General features: G+C 52.4%; 22 protein-coding genes and 1 pseudogene. All 23 read right to left on the reverse strand.

What is annotated here, in order from left to right:
• Positions 1–10: 10 nt before the first annotated feature.
• Positions 11–598 carry a tail assembly protein gene (locus OOJ59_RS23655; RefSeq protein WP_001549121.1) on the reverse strand — a complete coding sequence of 196 codons (588 nt, stop codon included), beginning with the start codon at positions 596–598 and terminating at the stop codon, positions 11–13.
• Positions 598–1,308 (reverse strand): C40 family peptidase, encoded by a 711-nt coding sequence (locus OOJ59_RS23660; protein ID WP_044701246.1) that lies wholly within the window; start codon positions 1,306–1,308, stop codon positions 598–600. The genes OOJ59_RS23655 and OOJ59_RS23660 overlap by 1 nt, the downstream gene beginning before the upstream one ends.
• A 2-nt stretch (positions 1,309–1,310) precedes the next feature.
• Entirely contained in the window at positions 1,311–2,069 is a 759-nt protein-coding gene (locus OOJ59_RS23665) for a phage minor tail protein L (RefSeq protein WP_127785630.1), read from the reverse strand.
• Positions 2,066–2,404 carry a phage tail protein gene (locus tag OOJ59_RS23670; protein ID WP_071684499.1) on the reverse strand — a complete coding sequence of 113 codons (339 nt, stop codon included), beginning with the start codon at positions 2,402–2,404 and terminating at the stop codon, positions 2,066–2,068. The genes OOJ59_RS23665 and OOJ59_RS23670 overlap by 4 nt, the downstream gene beginning before the upstream one ends.
• A gap of 2 nt (positions 2,405–2,406) precedes the next feature.
• On the reverse strand, positions 2,407–5,709 hold the full coding sequence (locus OOJ59_RS23675) for a phage tail tape measure protein (protein ID WP_268063518.1): 3,303 nt from the start codon (positions 5,707–5,709) through the stop codon (positions 2,407–2,409).
• A gap of 59 nt (positions 5,710–5,768) precedes the next feature.
• Positions 5,769–6,062 carry a hypothetical protein gene (locus OOJ59_RS23680; protein WP_071785226.1) on the reverse strand — a complete coding sequence of 98 codons (294 nt, stop codon included), beginning with the start codon at positions 6,060–6,062 and terminating at the stop codon, positions 5,769–5,771.
• Positions 6,063–6,114: 52 nt separating this feature from the next.
• Positions 6,115–6,393 (reverse strand): phage tail assembly protein T, encoded by a 279-nt coding sequence (locus tag OOJ59_RS23685; RefSeq protein WP_127785625.1) that lies wholly within the window; start codon positions 6,391–6,393, stop codon positions 6,115–6,117.
• Between the two features lie 8 nt (positions 6,394–6,401).
• Positions 6,402–6,791: a phage tail assembly chaperone gene (locus OOJ59_RS23690; RefSeq protein ID WP_023993431.1), complete on the reverse strand. Its 390-nt coding sequence runs from the start codon at positions 6,789–6,791 to the stop codon at positions 6,402–6,404.
• A 27-nt stretch (positions 6,792–6,818) separates the two neighbouring features.
• The gene (locus OOJ59_RS23695; protein WP_268063519.1) at positions 6,819–7,523 is read right to left on the reverse strand and encodes a phage tail protein; all 705 of its coding nucleotides are present in this window, start codon (positions 7,521–7,523) and stop codon (positions 6,819–6,821) included.
• A 57-nt stretch (positions 7,524–7,580) separates the two neighbouring features.
• A complete protein-coding gene (gp17, locus tag OOJ59_RS23700; protein WP_191604366.1) occupies positions 7,581–7,928 on the reverse strand; it encodes a tail completion protein gp17 in 348 nt (115 codons plus the stop codon).
• Positions 7,925–8,374: an HK97-gp10 family putative phage morphogenesis protein gene (locus OOJ59_RS23705; protein ID WP_136397989.1), complete on the reverse strand. Its 450-nt coding sequence runs from the start codon at positions 8,372–8,374 to the stop codon at positions 7,925–7,927. The genes gp17 and OOJ59_RS23705 overlap by 4 nt, the downstream gene beginning before the upstream one ends.
• Positions 8,371–8,709 (reverse strand): phage head closure protein, encoded by a 339-nt coding sequence (locus OOJ59_RS23710; protein WP_045286830.1) that lies wholly within the window; start codon positions 8,707–8,709, stop codon positions 8,371–8,373. The genes OOJ59_RS23705 and OOJ59_RS23710 overlap by 4 nt, the downstream gene beginning before the upstream one ends.
• Positions 8,710–8,718: 9 nt before the next feature.
• Positions 8,719–9,045: a head-tail connector protein gene (locus tag OOJ59_RS23715; protein ID WP_045286829.1), complete on the reverse strand. Its 327-nt coding sequence runs from the start codon at positions 9,043–9,045 to the stop codon at positions 8,719–8,721.
• A complete protein-coding gene (locus tag OOJ59_RS23720; RefSeq protein ID WP_053528466.1) occupies positions 9,045–9,269 on the reverse strand; it encodes a DUF7210 family protein in 225 nt (74 codons plus the stop codon). The genes OOJ59_RS23715 and OOJ59_RS23720 overlap by 1 nt, the downstream gene beginning before the upstream one ends.
• Before the next feature lie 39 nt (positions 9,270–9,308).
• Entirely contained in the window at positions 9,309–10,520 is a 1,212-nt protein-coding gene (locus tag OOJ59_RS23725) for a phage major capsid protein (RefSeq protein WP_220393104.1), read from the reverse strand.
• A gap of 9 nt (positions 10,521–10,529) precedes the next feature.
• Positions 10,530–11,378: a head maturation protease, ClpP-related gene (locus tag OOJ59_RS23730; protein WP_268063520.1), complete on the reverse strand. Its 849-nt coding sequence runs from the start codon at positions 11,376–11,378 to the stop codon at positions 10,530–10,532.
• Positions 11,379–11,391: 13 nt separating this feature from the next.
• Positions 11,392–12,696 carry a phage portal protein gene (locus OOJ59_RS23735; RefSeq protein ID WP_268063521.1) on the reverse strand — a complete coding sequence of 435 codons (1,305 nt, stop codon included), beginning with the start codon at positions 12,694–12,696 and terminating at the stop codon, positions 11,392–11,394.
• Entirely contained in the window at positions 12,696–14,432 is a 1,737-nt protein-coding gene (locus tag OOJ59_RS23740; RefSeq protein ID WP_042889604.1) for a terminase large subunit, read from the reverse strand. Before OOJ59_RS23740 ends, OOJ59_RS23735 begins: the two co-directional genes overlap by 1 nt.
• Complete coding sequence (locus tag OOJ59_RS23745) at positions 14,432–14,905, reverse strand: phage terminase small subunit P27 family (protein ID WP_032636952.1); 474 nt, start codon at positions 14,903–14,905, stop codon at positions 14,432–14,434. Before OOJ59_RS23745 ends, OOJ59_RS23740 begins: the two co-directional genes overlap by 1 nt.
• Positions 14,906–15,060: 155 nt before the next feature.
• Positions 15,061–15,711 (reverse strand): HNH endonuclease, encoded by a 651-nt coding sequence (locus OOJ59_RS23750; protein ID WP_268063522.1) that lies wholly within the window; start codon positions 15,709–15,711, stop codon positions 15,061–15,063.
• Positions 15,712–15,725: 14 nt separating this feature from the next.
• Positions 15,726–16,082, reverse strand: coding sequence for an HNH endonuclease (locus OOJ59_RS23755; protein WP_268063523.1), 357 nt, complete (start codon positions 16,080–16,082; stop codon positions 15,726–15,728).
• Complete coding sequence (locus OOJ59_RS23760; protein ID WP_046671254.1) at positions 16,070–16,303, reverse strand: hypothetical protein; 234 nt, start codon at positions 16,301–16,303, stop codon at positions 16,070–16,072. The genes OOJ59_RS23755 and OOJ59_RS23760 overlap by 13 nt, the downstream gene beginning before the upstream one ends.
• Positions 16,304–16,317: 14 nt before the next feature.
• Positions 16,318–16,671 (reverse strand): annotated as a pseudogene (locus OOJ59_RS23765) (Fur-regulated protein); the annotation flags it as partial.

A 16,671-nucleotide genomic window follows, 5' to 3' on the forward strand; every position in this document is an offset into this window, starting at 1 on the left:
GTGGTTTGGTTTATTGCTGATCTTCTGCATAAATCCCGGCTGAGATAATCGCACCGCCTATTTCCCTCTGTCCGTAAAGCAAAGGAACGGGGTTACCGGATGCCGTAGTATTGACGGGTCCGCCAAACGCATAGGAAGGCTTATTATCTGGGTCCTGTCGCATCCTCAGACCAGCAACCTGAGGGGAAAGCATTTGCACTACACCACCCACAGCCATAGAACCAGCTGCGGCATATAGCGCCATTTGTGTACCTGCTGCCCATCCTATTGGGTTCCACCAGGTAAAAGCCGCAATTGCGGCGGCAGTAACAATTTGAAAGAGGCCAGCCCTTTTACTGCCGCGTATTACAGGGATAATGCGAAGTTCATCGCCAGGTCCAAGAAGATCAAACTCTTCCTTTCCTATGTTTATTTGGTTTCGGAAGATGACAAAATCCAGCCCTTTCGCTCTGGTCTCGCGCAGGTAAGCATCAAAGCCATCAATGGTGTTAGAAAGCGCCCTGAACACTTCGCTGGCAGACGTTAGTGCGCGGCGATGCGTCCTGCCAAATCGCTGAGCCATTGAGCCGCTGAGTTTGATAACGGTTTTTCTTTCCATTACATCAAATCCTTATAACGCAGAATTTTGATGGTACGGTCACGGTAATAACCACCGTAGGGAATACGCTGGCTTAGCTGGCCATACATGTGATGCAGTAGCATGTTGCCATCAAGCAAAATCCCGGCATGGTTCGGGACGGTGGACTGTACCTGCATGATAACCATGTCACCGGGCTGAGCTGGACCGTCGTACTCACGGAAACCGCATTCCTGCCAGTTGTCCATATAGAGGTTTTCACCCTGCTCCCACCAGTGCCGATCTACGCTGTAGTTGGGCAGTTCAATGCCGTGTTCGATGCGGAAATAGTCCATAATGAGAGACCAGCAGTCTGCATGCCCGAGTACAAACTGGCGCCCTGTGAGGGGACGGTCTCCGCGAGGCATGACGGTGCGAATGTCGCCCTCAGGCCACGATGCAATAATCCAGGGCAGTTCCGTGGCATCACACATCAGCATGTCGAGTTCACTCGGCTGGGTTGTTGCCCCGTCGCCGGGGTGACTGTGGACGATCGCCACCACAGTTCCCTGCTCTTCGGCGGCCGCATAATCCTCAGGATTGAGTTCAAATTGCTCAGTCGGCGACTCAGCATTATTTTTGCAGGGGATGTATTTCTCCACCCGCCCCTTCTGAATAACCACGCCACAGCACTCCTCGGGGAAGGATGCGGCGGCATGCGCCAGAATGGCGCTAACTGTTTTGTCGCGCATGATTATCCTCTCAGAAGTGAAGCGCCGGGGAACCCGCCATAATCCAGCTGTTCATTCTCTCCGAAGCGAGGTTTACAGCCCGTTGACAGCAATCCGGAGCAAACATCCTGTGAAGGATCGTCCACCCGATTGCCGTCTTTATCGAACCAGCCGTTTTGCCCGGCGTAGGTGCAGCCGTTCCCGGTTTTGTACCAGCCACGCATGCACCACGTGCACATTGGCTGAATTTGCCGGGTCGGAATGAGTTGCCCGCGCAGATCGGCTGGACTGGAAAGCTCAAATTCTACAGTTTCATCGTCTGATCCTGATTTACGGTCGATGTAATAAACCTGTTTGCGCTCCTCGTTGGGATTCGCAGTCTGGTTCCCATCAGGGAAGTTTCTGGCGTCCAGATAGTGTGCGAAGGTGTCATGGATGATCACCTTTGCTTTAGCCATCCCCTGAAATCTTCGGCACAGCGCGCCAATCGTGCCGCTGATGTTTGCAACGGTGAGAGAAGGTCGTGAACACTGGCCGTCACTGCTGACAGATATGCCGGTCAGTTCATACGGCCACGCGCCATACTCCTGCCCCTGCCACCACACCGACTTCGGCTCAAGTTTTGACTCGTCGCCGCCTGCGGCGATGATTTCCGCCTCGGTATGCGGGATTGTCTCGTTGTGAAAGCGAAGAATACCTGCACCGAAAGCTGAGCCGTCCACCTCGATCAGGCGGACGCGCTTACCCGGCTCCAGTTTCTGGACATCAGATGAAATACTCATGGGTGGTATGCCTGTGTGAATGTGCTGCTGAGGGTGTATTTTTTGTTGCCGTGTGTAGATATCTGAAAGGATTCCGCGCGCCATAAGCCTGATGGCTCAAGCGGCGACTTCCAGATAAATGATTTCCACCCGGCATGTCTGTTGAGAAAGTTTTTAATGGCCTGAATGTAAGCCTCATCGCCGGTAAAACTCACGCTCCATTGAGATGTTACCGGGTTGATACCGTCCCCAGACACCTGCGCATAGCCATCGCCAAACTGTGCCTTTCGTGTACGAAAATTTGTATCAACCTGAGAGGCAATCTTTGGGCACCATCTGAATGTTTCGACTGCCATGGTTAAACCCCCTTGATTAATCGCCACAGAGGCGAGCCCGGCATGCTGGCCTGTTCGTTAATGACGCCAGTGATGGCATCTTTCAGTTGTCTACCAGCAGCGCCGGTTGTTCCCTGACTGGCTGCCTGTGGTGATCCACCCTGAATATTGATATCGCCGAAGTTAACTGAAGGCATACCACCGGAGACCTGAGGAGTGCCAACAGCCCGAACGCCAAGCGAACCATCAGCGGCGCGCGTAAGCGGCATAATGGCTTCCGGACCAGCTTCGGCAAAAACCCCTGCACCTTTGGCAAAAGCAAACAGCTGAGGCGTCTGAAAAACGCCATTGCTGTAAGCGCTCAGGGACGGAGAGTCGTAAACATTACCCTTCGCATTAAAGGTAAAGTTCGCGCCAGCATTCTGAATAGCGGTACCGCTGCTGGCGGTAGCGGCTGACGAGGCACCAAAACTGAACAGTGAACCAATTGAGCTAACGCCATTAGCAACAGCCATATTCACCAGGACGTTCTGGATAATCTTCAGTACGCTGACGCCCCAGTCCTTCCAGCTATCAACGTTGCCATTGAGCATGTCGGTGATCGTGGTGACCGCGCCACCCATGGCCTGCTTCATGCCGTCAGCGGCCATGGAAGAATAATCAGTAGCTTCGTCCACCCAGTTCGCATAACCCTCAGACAGTCCCGTCATCCAGTCGTCACGCTGCGCATCAGAAGCTGCGTAATATCCCTCCTGGTCGCGCAGGCGCTCATCGAGATAGCGCTTATTAAGTGCCAGTCCCTGCTGATAGAACGTCTCGTCGATTTCACCAGCCTGACGCTGGCGGAGAAGATCGGTATTCTTTTGCTCGAACTCCTTACGCAGATTGAACTGCTCCTGAAGTCTTTCACGGAACCTGGAGCCCTGCCCGTAGCCCAGCAGTTGCGCTTCATTGGCTGCGCGGGCGCTGGCGTTACTGTCAGCAAGGTTGGCTTCGTAATTTCGCAGTTGCTCACGTAATTTAACCTGGTCAATCAGCGCAGCATTCTGCAATACCGTCTTTTTCTGGGCTTCTGTCAGAGAAGCAAGTTCGCCCTGGCTGACCTGGTATTTAACCTTCGCCAGTTCAGTATTCTGGCCTTGCAGAGCAATCTGCTCTTTTTGCTGCTTGATAAGGCGCTTATACACATCCTCGGTTTTCTCGCCTTCGGTTTTACCACCCTTCTCCTTAGGTTTGTTGGCCTCATTATTCCGCCATTCAGCAAGACCGTTATTAATCAACTCCTGACGGCCTGTCTGGAATTGCGGATCACTGGTTAACCCCAGGTCATCGGCTGCATAACTCAGACGCAGGCGCTCTTTGGCCTCACCCTTCAGGCGTGACAACTCCAGATCCCGGCGACTCTTTTCGAGAGCATCGGTTTGTTTTTTGTCGAGGTCGGCCTGAGGCAGTCTGAGTGGGACGTTAGCCAGCCCCTGACGTGCCATGAGAAGTTGGTTGCCTAAACCGAGAAGGCTATTAAACCTTTCATGCTGACCATTCATCATCAATTGCGACTGGTACAATGCATTCTGACGCCAGGCATGTTCCTTAATCAGATCGTTACGCTGCCTTTCAATGCCCTCAAGGGTTTGCTGGATATTGCGAGATTTTTCCCGCATATCATTTAATTTCCCTTCCTCAACCGCGAGCTGATCCGTAACTATCGCTATGGCTCTCAGGATATTTGCATCGTTTTCGCTGGTTATGCCGGGCTTTCCGCGAGATGCACTCAAATCGTCGATCTGGTTCTTCAGCTCACCAACCTTTTTGGCTTGCTCATCAACCAAACGATTTTGTTCAACGAGAGCCTCAACGGTTTGCCCACGATTTTCATCCGTCTCGGTCAGAGACATTTTTGATGTTTTTTGCCTAATTTCATCAATCTGACCTGCGTATTCCTGGGCGGAACGACGCGCCTGCTCCTGATTCTGATACATCGTGTACCAGGCACCAGCCCCCAGCATCAGAAGCCCAGGAAGACCACCAACAAGCCCCAGCAAACCTGTAGCGCCAGTTTTTACAAGCCCCAGCACTGATGTTGCAGAGTTAAGTGCCTGCTGAGAGGCCGCGACGGCTCTGTTTGATTGTACCAGTGCCGCGTTTGCTGTAATCATTGCCCGGCGCTTGGCTATGGCATTTTGAGTGGCAGTAGCCTCAGCATTAGTATTCTTTGCCAGCACAAGCTCTGACTGGGCAAGCTGGTAAGCCCGCTCAGCAGCAATAGCATCGGCGGCGGCCTTGCGCTGTGATTGCGTGGCCGTGCTCGCCCTAGCGGCCGCAAGCGCTATTTCATTTTTTCTCGCTTCGACCAACTGCGCCGTCTGGCTTCCCAGATCGCCAATCATGCCGCCAATAAATCTTGAACCGCCGATGGCCGCCAGCACGCCAGCAGCAGAGGCAACGGTATTGATATTGTCTGAAATAGCATTCAATGCTCCGGTAAGCGCACTTGTCGCACCCGTGGCCTCATTCGCACCGCCTACCCACGCCAGAAATGCGTTTTCAATTTTGGTCGTTGCTGATGCAACAGTTTGCGGCATCGCGCCATATTCATCCTGTAACGCTCCAAGCTGGCTTATTAAAGCCGGAACAACTTTATCAGCGGTAAGCTGCCCCTGATCGGCCATCGCCTTTAAGTCTTTCCTGGCCACACCCATTCCAGATGCCAGTGCGCGAATAACGCGATCACCGTTTTCGTTGACAGAGTTAAACTCCTCACCACGAAGAACACCCTGCGCCAGAGCCTGGCTGAATTGCGTGATTACCGAACTCGCTTCCGACGTGCTTGCGCCTGACAACTTCAGACCCGTCGATATAGCTTCGGTTACTTTCAGTACCTCTTCTGAACTGTAGCCATATTCACGCATAGAAGCAGCTGAACGCGCAAAGAGGCTGGCATTATCTGAAAATGCCGTACCGGTTCGCTGACTGATTTCCATCAGCGCGCGCTGTGACTCGTTGAAATCATCTGTAGATTGTGATGCCTGCTTTAACCTGGCGTTAACTGAACTCCACTCGTCAGCTAAAGAAATAAGGTGCCCGGTGGCATATGCTCCTGCAAATGCTCCGGCAAGACCAACAGCAGATGCCTTAGCGGAATTAAGTTGCCCCGTTAAGTCAGCCAAAGCTCTCTGAGTTTCTCTGGACGCGGCTGCCGCCTGCCGACCACCATTTTGCATTGTGCGGTAATAATCCTGCCCCATTCGTGAGGCGCGGGAAATTTCCGTCTGGAATGACTGCGAGTTAGCGGAAATTTTGATTATTAACTCACGTAAGGTTGCCATCAATTTTCTCCAGGCGAAAAAAAAAGCCCATTAACGGGCTTTTTGTTGTGATATAAATTTCATGGCTTATCTAAAAATTCTCTCAGAGCTTCCGATTTATTGCAGGAATCTTTATTAACAGTCATCCCTGCCTCTTTTTGCTTTTGACAGAAATAGTAGTAATCATCGTTTGTTTTTATATAGCCCATGAATTTAATAAAAGCTTTTTTACACAATTCAGGATTTGCATGATCAGAACAAACCGTAGACGTATAGCTTTGCAACTCATTTGGTTCTAATGGAGCCAGTGTTTGAGTTGCACTTGATAAACAACTGAAACCATAAAATAATACAAATAGAACTAGTTTTTTCATTTTCTTCACCAAATTATAAAAAAAATAATCCTATTCTTTTACAGTTCATTTGTCACTGAGTTGCAGCTGTAAGAGCCGCCTCAAGCCCGGCAAACGGGTCCTTCGGTGCTGTCTGTTCACCATCTCCCCACCGCAGGATCGCATCGTCCAGCGGTACTTTTGCCCCCTGCGAGCCGTAGATAGCAGAGACGATCTGGGCGGCCTGAATGTCACCACGAATATCGCCAACCGGACTTTGCCTGTCGTACTCAATCCACATCAGAAGCTCGCTTGCCGTCATATTCTGCCGAAGCTCTGAGAGCGTGCGCCCCATCCGGAGCGCAAGCGACATCAGAAACTTTACGCCGGGGGTTGCGACTTTTCCCGCGCTTCGTCCGCGCTGTTGATCAGATCAAGCGCCTGTTTGAGAAGGCGTGAGTGAACGGGCCCGTAAATTTCACGTACCTGCTCTTCTTCATCGACACTGAATACCGGTTGCTTGTTGGTATCGCAAAGGACATCAATGAACAGCACCACGTCAGCACAAAGATTACGGTGTGCTTTTTCTGATACAGATACCTCGCCTTCTTCATCAGCACCAGATTTTGCAATTTCCTGCCAACGTAACCACCCTTCGCCAGAAGGTTCCCGCAGAACAACCTTCACACCGCCCCATTCAGGGACCGTAATGATTTTATGACGAAAGCCTGACATTTTAGCCAGCGCCAGTTCTTTAAGACTTTTAGCCATTTTTTATCCCTGATTAAAGAAGATGAATTACGCTACCGTTACGACGCAGGTTGCTGAGGTGACTTTCCCAGCAGGTGTGGAGGCGTCGGTAACTTCACAAACGTAATCGCCGGCATCACCTGCAGCAGCGTTTGCCTTGTTGAACGTTGCTGTCGCCTGTCCACTCACCGCGCTGCCGCCTTTCTTCCAGACATAGGAATAAGGTGCTGTTCCCCCGGCAGCTACCACCGTCAGTGATAAAGCCGCACCAGAGGTAACAGATTTGGTGTCAGGCAGGTCGGTGGTCAGACGCAGCGCGTTATCAATTTTCGTCGGCTTACCTTTCAGGCGTAACGAGAACGTTGCAGCCACCACGCTGTTTGTCCCTGAAGACCAGGTGTGCTGACGAACTTCAGACAGGAACTGGAAGCCAATACCAGACGGGAAGACAATCCGAAAACCATACGTGGTGTCGTTATCGTAAGCTTCACGCAGCGCATCCTGTGCCGGGTTAACATAGAAGTTACCGGACATAGAGATTTCTGACTGAGCACCCAGGCCGTTGATGTTTTCCTGCTCGGTGGAACACAGCGTGGTGACATCAATGTCCTGCTTCTGACCGCCAGTAAACTGGACTTCTTTGATAGTACAGTGCAAATCCAGCCAGGTTGCGGCGCCAATCGTATCCAGTGTCGCTGGCGCAGAGGTGATCTGAATTTTAGTACCCTGCGATTTTTCATACAGTGAGGACATATTTGTCTCCTGAAAATAGAAAACCCGCCGTAGCGGGTCTGTGAGTTAATGGATTTGTCAGACAGTGACCTGAAATTCCAGCGTCGTCCGGTAATACCGGTTCTCTGGTTCATAACCAGGAGTTTTGCTTATATTGGTGGGATTGAGTGGCTTAACCACCTGAAGCGCCATATCACGAAGATTCCGCGCCTCTTTGATAGTCAGTGAGTAAACATCTACCTGGACCGATATCCCTGATTCGGCCTGTCCGCAAAGAACATCGGCGGTCACATCAGAAATAAGTGAAAAAATTACCCATGGCGGCGATATCGAGGGCTGGCCATCACTACCCAACGGCGCAACGTAAGGATAAACCTGTCCACCGGCCAGAGGCTTCAGCAAAAGATAAAGGTCATCTTCCGTCATTTACTCAGCACCTCATCAATCGCCTGGTTCATACGTTTCATAGCGACTCGCGTTGCCAGTTCTTCACGGGTATCAAACGCAGGACGGACAAAAGGATGTGGGGGCATATTCACTGTGCCCATTTCGACAAATCGCCAGTAAAACGCGTTACGTCGATCGGAGGCTTTCATTGAATTATCGCTGTTACCCGTTCGCATGTTCCGCCCGCGAATGTGAACACCGGAAGAGATATCACCACGTTTACGCGATCGCTGCGTCAGCACCACAACGTTTTTCTTCAGCTTGCCGGTTCGTTCAGGCGCTCTTGCTATCACCTCGTCTTTCAGAACCTCAGCACCAGCTCGCGTGGCATCACGCAGAACTTTGTTGTTTTCGGCGCGGCTAAGCGCCTCCAGGTCTTTTGCTATGTCATTTAACCCGGAAAAATCGAGGCTCGTCTCAATCATTTTTCGGTACCCTGTTTGCAAAGAATTTCGAGCTGAACACCGCGAGAGTCAGGGATTGGCGGACCAATGATATTCAAAATGGCCCCCTTGAACGCGCCAGTCATAACCCTGAGTCTGGACGCAGCAGTTATATCGCTACGAAATCGTGTCCATACCCTGATAGTGGCGACTGCGGTTTCAGCACCTGCGGCTACCAGCTCGCGGCCACTAATGCCCTTTACTTCTGCCCAGGTTTCTGCGCCGTCATGCCATGCTTCAACAGGCTGGCCAGAAGGATCTCTGGATGTTGTGAGGTTCTGAACCACCACCCTGTCTCTCAGTCTTCCGGCCTGCATAAAGTCCTCCTATACCCCGTAAATTCGGTATGGCTGCAGCAAGGCTTCAACTGCAAACGGGACCTCTGCAACAGTCTGACCGACGGAAACTGATTCTCTGTTGGCATACCAGTGACCTATCAGCAATAACATGGCCGCTTTAACATCATCATTCAGTAGAATCGGGTCCGGGTCATCTGCGTAGCCAGGGGAGCTCTGGTTTTCATAGAGCGTTCGCCTTGTCCATGTCTGGACGTAACGCGCCGCCGCACCGGTGTATAAAGTCAGCAGGGCATCGTCTCCGGAAAAATCGGTATCAATGCGGCAGTGCTGTTTCACCACATCAAGGTCGACCATTATTTTTTCGCCTTCTTGTCCGCTTTTACTTCCGGCTGTTCCTGCTGCTGTTCCTGCTGCTGTTCCTGCTGCTGTTCCTGCTCTGCAGGATTTTCTGATTCATCGAGCATCGCATAGCCTTTTTTGATGAGCTCGCGACCGTGCTGTTCCAGAGTTTCCAGCGGAAGCCCCTCAGTAACGACGGTACCGCCGAAATAAATCGGTTTAAGTGCAATCAGTTTCATTTTCCCACCTGTAAAAGCGGCCCGAAGGCCGCTATTTCATCAGCTACCAGCGCCAGTGCGGAATGCACCGTATACAAATGCCTCAGGGCGTTTGACGGCCAGCGCCAGACGTTCCTCGCAACGGATGGTGATCATGTTTTTCTCGAAGTCGTCGGCGTTCTCCGTGGAGATCACCACGTTCGCATCTTCGCGGTCGAAGATTTGCGCGCCAGCGTTGAATGCACCGGTCAGGAATTTACCCTGGAAGGCTGACGCTTCCGTTGCAACAACCGGCAGACCCCACAGAGTCGGGCCAGTCAGTGCCGCCGGGTTAGCCAGGATGTAACGGCCCAGGCTGTCTTTTGTCAGCTCGATCCGCGCCCAGTCAATGAAGTGAAGAACGTGACCGGATGCAGGGAAGCGCGCCAGCTGCGCCTGCAACATTGCCAGACGCAGATCATCAATCCCGCTCTGCTGTTCGACAGTGAACGCTGGATTAAACGCCGACGCCTGAGGAACGATGCCATGCAGATGAACGCCGGTACCATCACCGAAGAGAATTTCCTGCTCTTCTGCATACTTCAGCCCGTAGCGCATTTCGGCATCAACGGTGGACTGCAGCTGTGCGAAGTCATCAAGGATCTGCTTAGATGCTTTGAACAGGTGGGCGATGGTGCTGACGCCAGTGATTTTCGGCGTGAACTCAATTTCGCTGTATGGTTTCTGCGTATTTTCAGGAACCACTTTCGCGTTGTTGGTAAAGCCCGTCTGCTGCACCCAGAAAATAGCCGGGGAAGAAGTGCGACCAGGCGCAATCAGATCGCGGATAAACAGACGCTGCTTCGGCGCCGTATCAATACCCGGCAGGCGCTGAGGCTCCACAACACCATCAGTAACATCCGCAGAAGTCAAAGCAGCCTTCACAGGGATGCTGATACGTTTGCCACCTTCAATACCTGCAGCAAAGGTTTTCAGCGCTTCAGCAGAGATCACCTGCTGGCCGATTGATTCCACAACATGCTTCGCGTTTGCCAGCGGCATCTGGGCAACATGTTGCTCCAGTTCGCCCATCGCTGCCTTCAGCGTTTTTTCTGCCTCACGCAGGGCGTTGAACTCAGAAGCCATTTTATCGACGGCTGCCTTTGTTTCTTCTGACAGCTTGCCAGACTTCTGCGCTTCTTTGACGGCTTCTTCTGCTTTCGCGTTGAACTTGCCGGTTGCTTCTTCAATGCTGGCAGTGACTTTTTTCAGAATATCGTTTACTTCAGACATAAAGGGTCCTTATTTGACTAACGCCGCCAGGGCGCTTTCAAGTGAATTGATGGTTTCAGGTTTGATGTCTTCGGCAGCGCCCGGCGTACCGTCGTTGGTGGTGACAGCGCCAGGCATGCCACCGGATAAGGCTTTAATGAGTTTTCTGCGCTCAGAGCGCGGGGTGTTGGTCTTGGCCAGCAATGCATCAAGTTTGCGAAGCGCGGCTGCAGGCGATTCGTCGCCGTCGCTGACCGCATCAGCAGAAAGCAGGCTATCTGCCAGTCCCTTCGCCACAGCATCACTGCCACCGATATAGCTTTCCGCGTCCATCAGCTTCTGCACGGCGGCCATATCAAGGCCGGAGCGCGCCGCGTAGATATCAGCCATAGCGGTATCGAAGGGTTCCAGTGACTGTGCCAGTTCAGCAAAATCATGGCGGTTACCCATCGCGTAGACCCAGCAGTTGTGGATCATCAGGAAGGCACCACGACCGATCTGAATATCATCCCCGGCCATCGCAATGACCGAGGCGGCGCTGGCGGCAATACCGAGCACCTTCACCGTCACACGGCCTTCGTATTCACGCAGAAGGTTGTAGATTGCCAGGCCTTCGAACATGTCACCGCCAGGGGAGTTAATATTGACCGTGACGTCGGCGCCATTCATCGCCCGAAGCGCACCGGCAATACGTTTAGCTGTTATCCCTTCGCCCCAATAGTCCTGCCCGATAACATCGAAAACAGAAATGCTGTTATCGTCGGTGGACGCCGCTTTGATCCCGCCGTCCCAGCGGTCCAGTGCGGACGGTAATGTTTCACAGGTAACGCGCGCGCAGGGGCGACCCGCCGGTGCTACCGGAAGTTGTTTTTTGCTCATCAGGAAATTGCTCCTAAGCGGCCTGTTTCAGCGGAGATTGTTCAAAGGAAATATCGGGGAATACGTGGTTATGCAGCTCTCGCAGGGCAAGTGCCTGAACTGCAGGGTTACTGCTTTCGAGATTTTTAAGTTGCGTCAGGTTGAGCTGAACGGTGTAAATGTCGCCACCTTCAATCGGCGGCATGTTCTCAAGACGACGAACGTCATTACGGGACATCCAGCCATTTTGAAGCGCGCTGGTATAGTATGCAGCACGACCTGCGCTGTCGGCGCGCAGCAGTCCTTCAACGGAGAATTCCGCGAACACGTCATCATCGCTGTCGAGTAAGCACCGGCCAATTTCCTGCTCAATATTTACCAGCAGCGGTCGAAGGGTATGAGTCAGAAACTGCAGGTTCATCCCCTCAAGGCTGGATGCCCAGCTACTTTGTTTCGTGGTGTGACCAACCATGAAAGGCGGAACGCGAAACCAGCGGCAGATCTCCTCAATGCTAAATGCGCGGCTTTCGAGCATCTGAGCATCTTCCGGGTTCATGGTCACGCCCTGATATTTCAGGCCGCCTTCAAGAACCATAATTTTTCCGGCGTTTTTGGAGCCGGTGAATGATGCCATATAGCCACGAAGTCTTTCACGTTGGTCGTCTGTCAGCGCATTCTCAGCGGAGAGAAAACCTGAACTCTGAAGCCCCTGTTCAAATATCTTCGCAGCAGACTCCTCAACCGCCATTGCAGAACCGATCACATCCCGGCCTGTTTTCATCGGCATCATGCCGCAAATGCCATCCAGACCGAACCCGCGAATGTGCATGATGTTTTTGACTGGAATGACGCGCTCGTTACCGTTTTCAGTGTATTTGTATTCCAGCGCCCCGGTCACGAGACGTTTAACCACCATGTTCTGCGGCAGTAAAGGCACCAGCGAAACCAGGCGGTTTGCGATGAATTTCTTCTCAATGAAGGCGTTCCCGCGCAGGCAAATACTGGCGACCACCATCAACATAAAGCGTGATGGTGTCATTTCTGAATTGGGGCGGCGGCACAGTATCGAATAGGCCGGATGATCGGTTGCCGCTTTGCGCGAACCGTCAGGCTGTCGAACGTATATTTTCAGCGGAAGGGTTGAAATAGACTCGCTTAACAGTCTTACGCATGCCCACACAGCCGATAGCTGGATGGCTTTATCGGCCGTGACCACCTTTCCGCTGCTGCTGGTGCCAAACCATTCCTCCCAGAACGTGCCGGTAGTCAGGCTGATAGGCACACCAAGCCAGTTAAGCAGAGCGCTTTTCACCCTGCCTGGCTGTTTGTTTTTTTTCATCAGAAACCTACCATGATGGGATTATTGAAGAATCCGGAGAGATCCTGCTGGTCGTTACCACCGTTAACCAGAACGCGGCTCATTGCTGTGAACAATGCCGCCGGGCCATCAATCTTGGCCTCTGGTGTGGACTTGTTCGGGAAAATGTTCTCGTTCCGGTCAGGTTTGACGGTTACGTTGGACATCATCCAGTTCATTACCGGGTGATCGCTGTGATGGAAGCGGCCACCGTATACCAGTGCTTCGACCTCTTTCATCGCCTCAGAGAAATTGCGAACCGTCTGCGGTACTTCCACCAGCGGCAGCCCTTCTTCTGCCAGCGCAAGGCTGAACTGCGTCGCACTCCACGGGTCGAAGCCAATTTCTTTCAGACTCTCGCCAGCAACCCACACCTGCAGCTCTTCTTTAATCTGAGCATGGTCGATTACATCCCCGTCGGTAAGGATCAGCTTGTCCATCTCGGCCCACTTACGATAGAGCTCTGCCATCTGGCGTGAACATTTCTCAAGGCGTCCTTCGGGCAGCCAGAATTTAAAATCCGCATGAACGTGGCCACCTGGCGCGCGCCAGACTTTAGCGGCTGCACAGATATCAATTTTGTTTGAAAGGTCAACGCCTACCCAGGAGGGATAGGTTTTAAGTTCGTGCTGCGGGGCGATAAACTCGCATTTTTCCCATTTCATCATGTCCATCCAGGCAGACTCAGCTGTTACCCAGATATTCATGTGTTTGGTGAAAAAGTTAATCCTGGCCGAAACCTGCTCTTTCGCCTTTTTAGCCAGGCGGCGCAGGTCATCCCAGCGCTTACAGATACCCAGCCCCGGATTCGCCTTCTGCCAGACTTTTTCATCAAAGGGATCGTCACCTTCATCTAAGGTGTAGATGATGGCAAAAAACGTATCGTCTTTTACCAGTCCACGCAGCACCTTGATGGCGTAATCACGCAGTTCGTAGCAGATACCCTCTTTGTTGAAGCCCGCTGTGGTAATGCCGAAAAGCAACGACTGCAGGCGCGCGCCGGTTGCCGTCTCCAGAACGTCCCATACATCACGGGTTTTATGTGCATGCAGCTCGTCGACGATGGCGCAGTGGATGTTCAGGCCGTCGAGGTTGTTCGCATCTGATGATAAAGGCTCGAATTTGGAGGCCGTTTGCTCCTGGTAGATAGCGAGCTTGTTGAATTCGAAGATCCGCCCAAGAGTGGCTTTCGCCTTCTTGACCATATTTTTCGCGTCTTCAAAAACAATTCGCGCCTGGTCACGGGTGGTTGCAGCGGAATAAACCTCCGCACCACCCTCGCCGTCAGCGCCAGCCATATAGAGCCCAACGCCGGAGCAAAGTGTTGATTTGGCATTTTTACGGGCCACCTCAACATCTGCTGTACGGAAACGCCGAACCATCACCGGCCGACCGCTGCCGTCGTTACGCAGAACGGTTTCCCCCGTCTCTTCGTTAACCAGCGGGATAACAAAACCAAAAATATTAATCAGGATGAAAACATGCCAGTCCATCAGCTCAATAGGCTGGCCTGCCAGCGCGCCCTTTACGTGAGGAACAAAATTATAGAAATTCAGAATGTGCTGCGCGCGTGGCTCACTGAAGAAAATACCGCGCTCTTCGCCGTGTGCCAGATCGTCAAGAAAACGCTGGCAGGCAAGGCGCACATACTCACAGGCAATTATTTCCCCCGCCACCACCCTCTCGGCGTAGCGGATGCCTTCTGCAACCTTAGCCATTAATCCCTCGCTTTCATAAACTCGGCCAGCGGGTCAACCGCATCAGGACCTTTTGCATTCACTTTCGAGCGGCTGGCTGGTGTCATCCCGAACTCTCCGAGCATGGCGCGAAGGCGTTTCCAGGCATCAGCTTTCATGATGGCTGCCGGGTGAGCTTTGATCATCACATCCCCGCTCTGTGTTTCGGTCCGGTAGGTGTACCCCTCAATTTCAAGCGTGTCGCAGTGGTGCCGGTATTCGGTATAAGCCTCAACCAGCAGCTCAAGGGCTCTGGCGTCCAGTTGAGACATCACACCGATAGCATCGAGCTCGTCGGCCATCCGTTTAAACCAGTACTTCCCCTGCTTGTCGAAATGCTTCGGCGTTGGGGGTACCCCTGCAGCTGGCTTAGGTTCGTTTTCATTAATCGGGCGTTTTGATGGGTTACCCCTCACCAAACGTAGATGGGTCGGGGTTTTCGGTGGTCCAGACATAATCGAAAACTCCTATTAATCATCGAGTGGGGGACCCCTAAAAAAAGTTTTCTAACCTGCGGCGATGTGAAAAGAGGTTAGGCGGCGGTCCTTTAGGGTGATTTCCCTGAGGTTTTTACCCGCCCTCCCCCAGACCGCGCAAATGAGAGCAGATATCATTTAACCGACTCATGCACAATTTTCGCCAGTTTCCGGCTCGGGGGACCACTGTTACCAATGCGAGGGCTGAACACCATACTGATGTCCCAGCCTGCCTTCAGTCGATACTCAATGGAGTTTCTCGAAATACCCAGGTAATCCGCCCATTCGTTAAGACACATCGTCTTGCCGTGAGCGGTATATCTGCGGTCGGAGTTCTCTCGCATTGTCTTTCTCATCTTGTCTACGCCTCGCTTCTGATTGCACACATGGCAACTTGGCACAAGATTGTCAGGCTCGTTATTGGTCTTACAGTCATCGAGGTGGTCGATGTGAAGGGTGTCCCAGCCAACGGTTTTTGCACACCAGTGACAACGGAACGGTCCAGCCCCATGTTTGTCGTAATAGACTTTCCGGTGCTCGTAAACACGAGGACTCCCACATGCCAAAGGATGATCGGGCGCATACACCAGCAGATATCCGCCAGTGTGCTCCAGCTTGCCATCCTTTCTTGTGCTGAGCTTCTCTGTCGTTCCATGACGCCGGACGCGCATGTAATGCTTTTCACAGTAGTGGCTGTTACGGGATCGTACCGATAATTCGCATCCATCCACAATGCAGGCAGCATGGGCGTGCGGAAGCCCTGAACCATATTTCGATTCAGTCATCTTCACCTCGTTACTTAATTTCTGTTCAGGCGTTCGCGTGCTGTCTTGGCTTTATGGCAGCCGCGGCAAATTGATTCCAGATTAGAGAGATCGTCAGTACCGCCGTGAGCTTTCGGCTTGATGTGGTCCACCGTCTCAGCGGGTGTATACCTTCCATTTCGCAGGCATTCCTGACAAAGGTGTTTATCTCTGTCGAGAACGATTTGGCGCAGCCTGTCCCACTTACTACCGTAGCCACGCTCATGGCGACTCTTACCCTGCTGGTGCTGCTGCCAGCCCTCATTGCGATGCTGCTCACAGTAGCCTGAACGGTCCGTAGTCGTACCGGGACAACCTCTCTTGCGACATGCTCGAGGGATTAACGCTGGCATGGTTCAATCCTCACGGAACCGTAAAGCGTATGCCGCTTCACTTCACCGTTCTCTGTCGTCATATAACCACGCTCATCAGGAACGGCTGCGATTACTTCGCCCTTCTCATCGTCAGCAGTGAAGACATGCTTAACCTCAATACCATCGAGAAAAACAGCGTATCGCTCTACGCCGAGATTAATCTTCCTGCCGGGATCGTCATCTAATACAGTGAGACGCATATGACCTCCATAGGCTATCGACGGCACAGCTGCCAGATAACACCACCGGGGAAACATTCCATCATAATGGCCTTGCGGACATGGGAAGTTAATTCATCCATTGCTTTCTTGTCTGCTGCCATTTGCTTTGCGACATCCAGCGCCGCACATTCAGCAGCATTTTTCAGCGAGTTACCAAGCACCGCTTCGAGATTGGTATCGACGCCAGAGTTAACTTCGAATTTGTCGGCGCTGATGGTTACCTTGTTCTGCACCGGCTCATCACGCTGGATACCAAGGTTGATGTTGTAGATATTGGTCACCGGCTCAGGTGTTTCGATTGCCGCTGCTTGGATAGCACCACTGGCGATAGTGGCGTCCTTGATGAA

Origin of the sequence: Citrobacter sp. W9 (genome assembly GCF_026719375.1) — a bacterium.
Lineage (GTDB): Bacteria > Pseudomonadota > Gammaproteobacteria > Enterobacterales > Enterobacteriaceae > Citrobacter > Citrobacter werkmanii.

Coding starts and splice junctions, on each gene's coding strand:
- OOJ59_RS23655 (WP_001549121.1), bottom strand. CDS start 598: ATGGAAAGAAAAACCGTTATCAAACTCAGCGGCTCAATGGCTCAGCGA.
- OOJ59_RS23660 (WP_044701246.1), bottom strand. CDS start 1,308: ATGCGCGACAAAACAGTTAGCGCCATTCTGGCGCATGCCGCCGCATCC.
- OOJ59_RS23665 (WP_127785630.1), bottom strand. CDS start 2,069: ATGAGTATTTCATCTGATGTCCAGAAACTGGAGCCGGGTAAGCGCGTC.
- OOJ59_RS23670 (WP_071684499.1), bottom strand. CDS start 2,404: ATGGCAGTCGAAACATTCAGATGGTGCCCAAAGATTGCCTCTCAGGTT.
- OOJ59_RS23675 (WP_268063518.1), bottom strand. CDS start 5,709: ATGGCAACCTTACGTGAGTTAATAATCAAAATTTCCGCTAACTCGCAG.
- OOJ59_RS23680 (WP_071785226.1), bottom strand. CDS start 6,062: ATGAAAAAACTAGTTCTATTTGTATTATTTTATGGTTTCAGTTGTTTA.
- OOJ59_RS23685 (WP_127785625.1), bottom strand. CDS start 6,393: ATGTCGCTTGCGCTCCGGATGGGGCGCACGCTCTCAGAGCTTCGGCAG.
- OOJ59_RS23690 (WP_023993431.1), bottom strand. CDS start 6,791: ATGGCTAAAAGTCTTAAAGAACTGGCGCTGGCTAAAATGTCAGGCTTT.
- OOJ59_RS23695 (WP_268063519.1), bottom strand. CDS start 7,523: ATGTCCTCACTGTATGAAAAATCGCAGGGTACTAAAATTCAGATCACC.
- gp17 (WP_191604366.1), bottom strand. CDS start 7,928: ATGACGGAAGATGACCTTTATCTTTTGCTGAAGCCTCTGGCCGGTGGA.
- OOJ59_RS23705 (WP_136397989.1), bottom strand. CDS start 8,374: ATGATTGAGACGAGCCTCGATTTTTCCGGGTTAAATGACATAGCAAAA.
- OOJ59_RS23710 (WP_045286830.1), bottom strand. CDS start 8,709: ATGCAGGCCGGAAGACTGAGAGACAGGGTGGTGGTTCAGAACCTCACA.
- OOJ59_RS23715 (WP_045286829.1), bottom strand. CDS start 9,045: ATGGTCGACCTTGATGTGGTGAAACAGCACTGCCGCATTGATACCGAT.
- OOJ59_RS23720 (WP_053528466.1), bottom strand. CDS start 9,269: ATGAAACTGATTGCACTTAAACCGATTTATTTCGGCGGTACCGTCGTT.
- OOJ59_RS23725 (WP_220393104.1), bottom strand. CDS start 10,520: ATGTCTGAAGTAAACGATATTCTGAAAAAAGTCACTGCCAGCATTGAA.
- OOJ59_RS23730 (WP_268063520.1), bottom strand. CDS start 11,378: ATGAGCAAAAAACAACTTCCGGTAGCACCGGCGGGTCGCCCCTGCGCG.
- OOJ59_RS23735 (WP_268063521.1), bottom strand. CDS start 12,696: ATGAAAAAAAACAAACAGCCAGGCAGGGTGAAAAGCGCTCTGCTTAAC.
- OOJ59_RS23740 (WP_042889604.1), bottom strand. CDS start 14,432: ATGGCTAAGGTTGCAGAAGGCATCCGCTACGCCGAGAGGGTGGTGGCG.
- OOJ59_RS23745 (WP_032636952.1), bottom strand. CDS start 14,905: ATGTCTGGACCACCGAAAACCCCGACCCATCTACGTTTGGTGAGGGGT.
- OOJ59_RS23750 (WP_268063522.1), bottom strand. CDS start 15,711: ATGACTGAATCGAAATATGGTTCAGGGCTTCCGCACGCCCATGCTGCC.
- OOJ59_RS23755 (WP_268063523.1), bottom strand. CDS start 16,082: ATGCCAGCGTTAATCCCTCGAGCATGTCGCAAGAGAGGTTGTCCCGGT.
- OOJ59_RS23760 (WP_046671254.1), bottom strand. CDS start 16,303: ATGCGTCTCACTGTATTAGATGACGATCCCGGCAGGAAGATTAATCTC.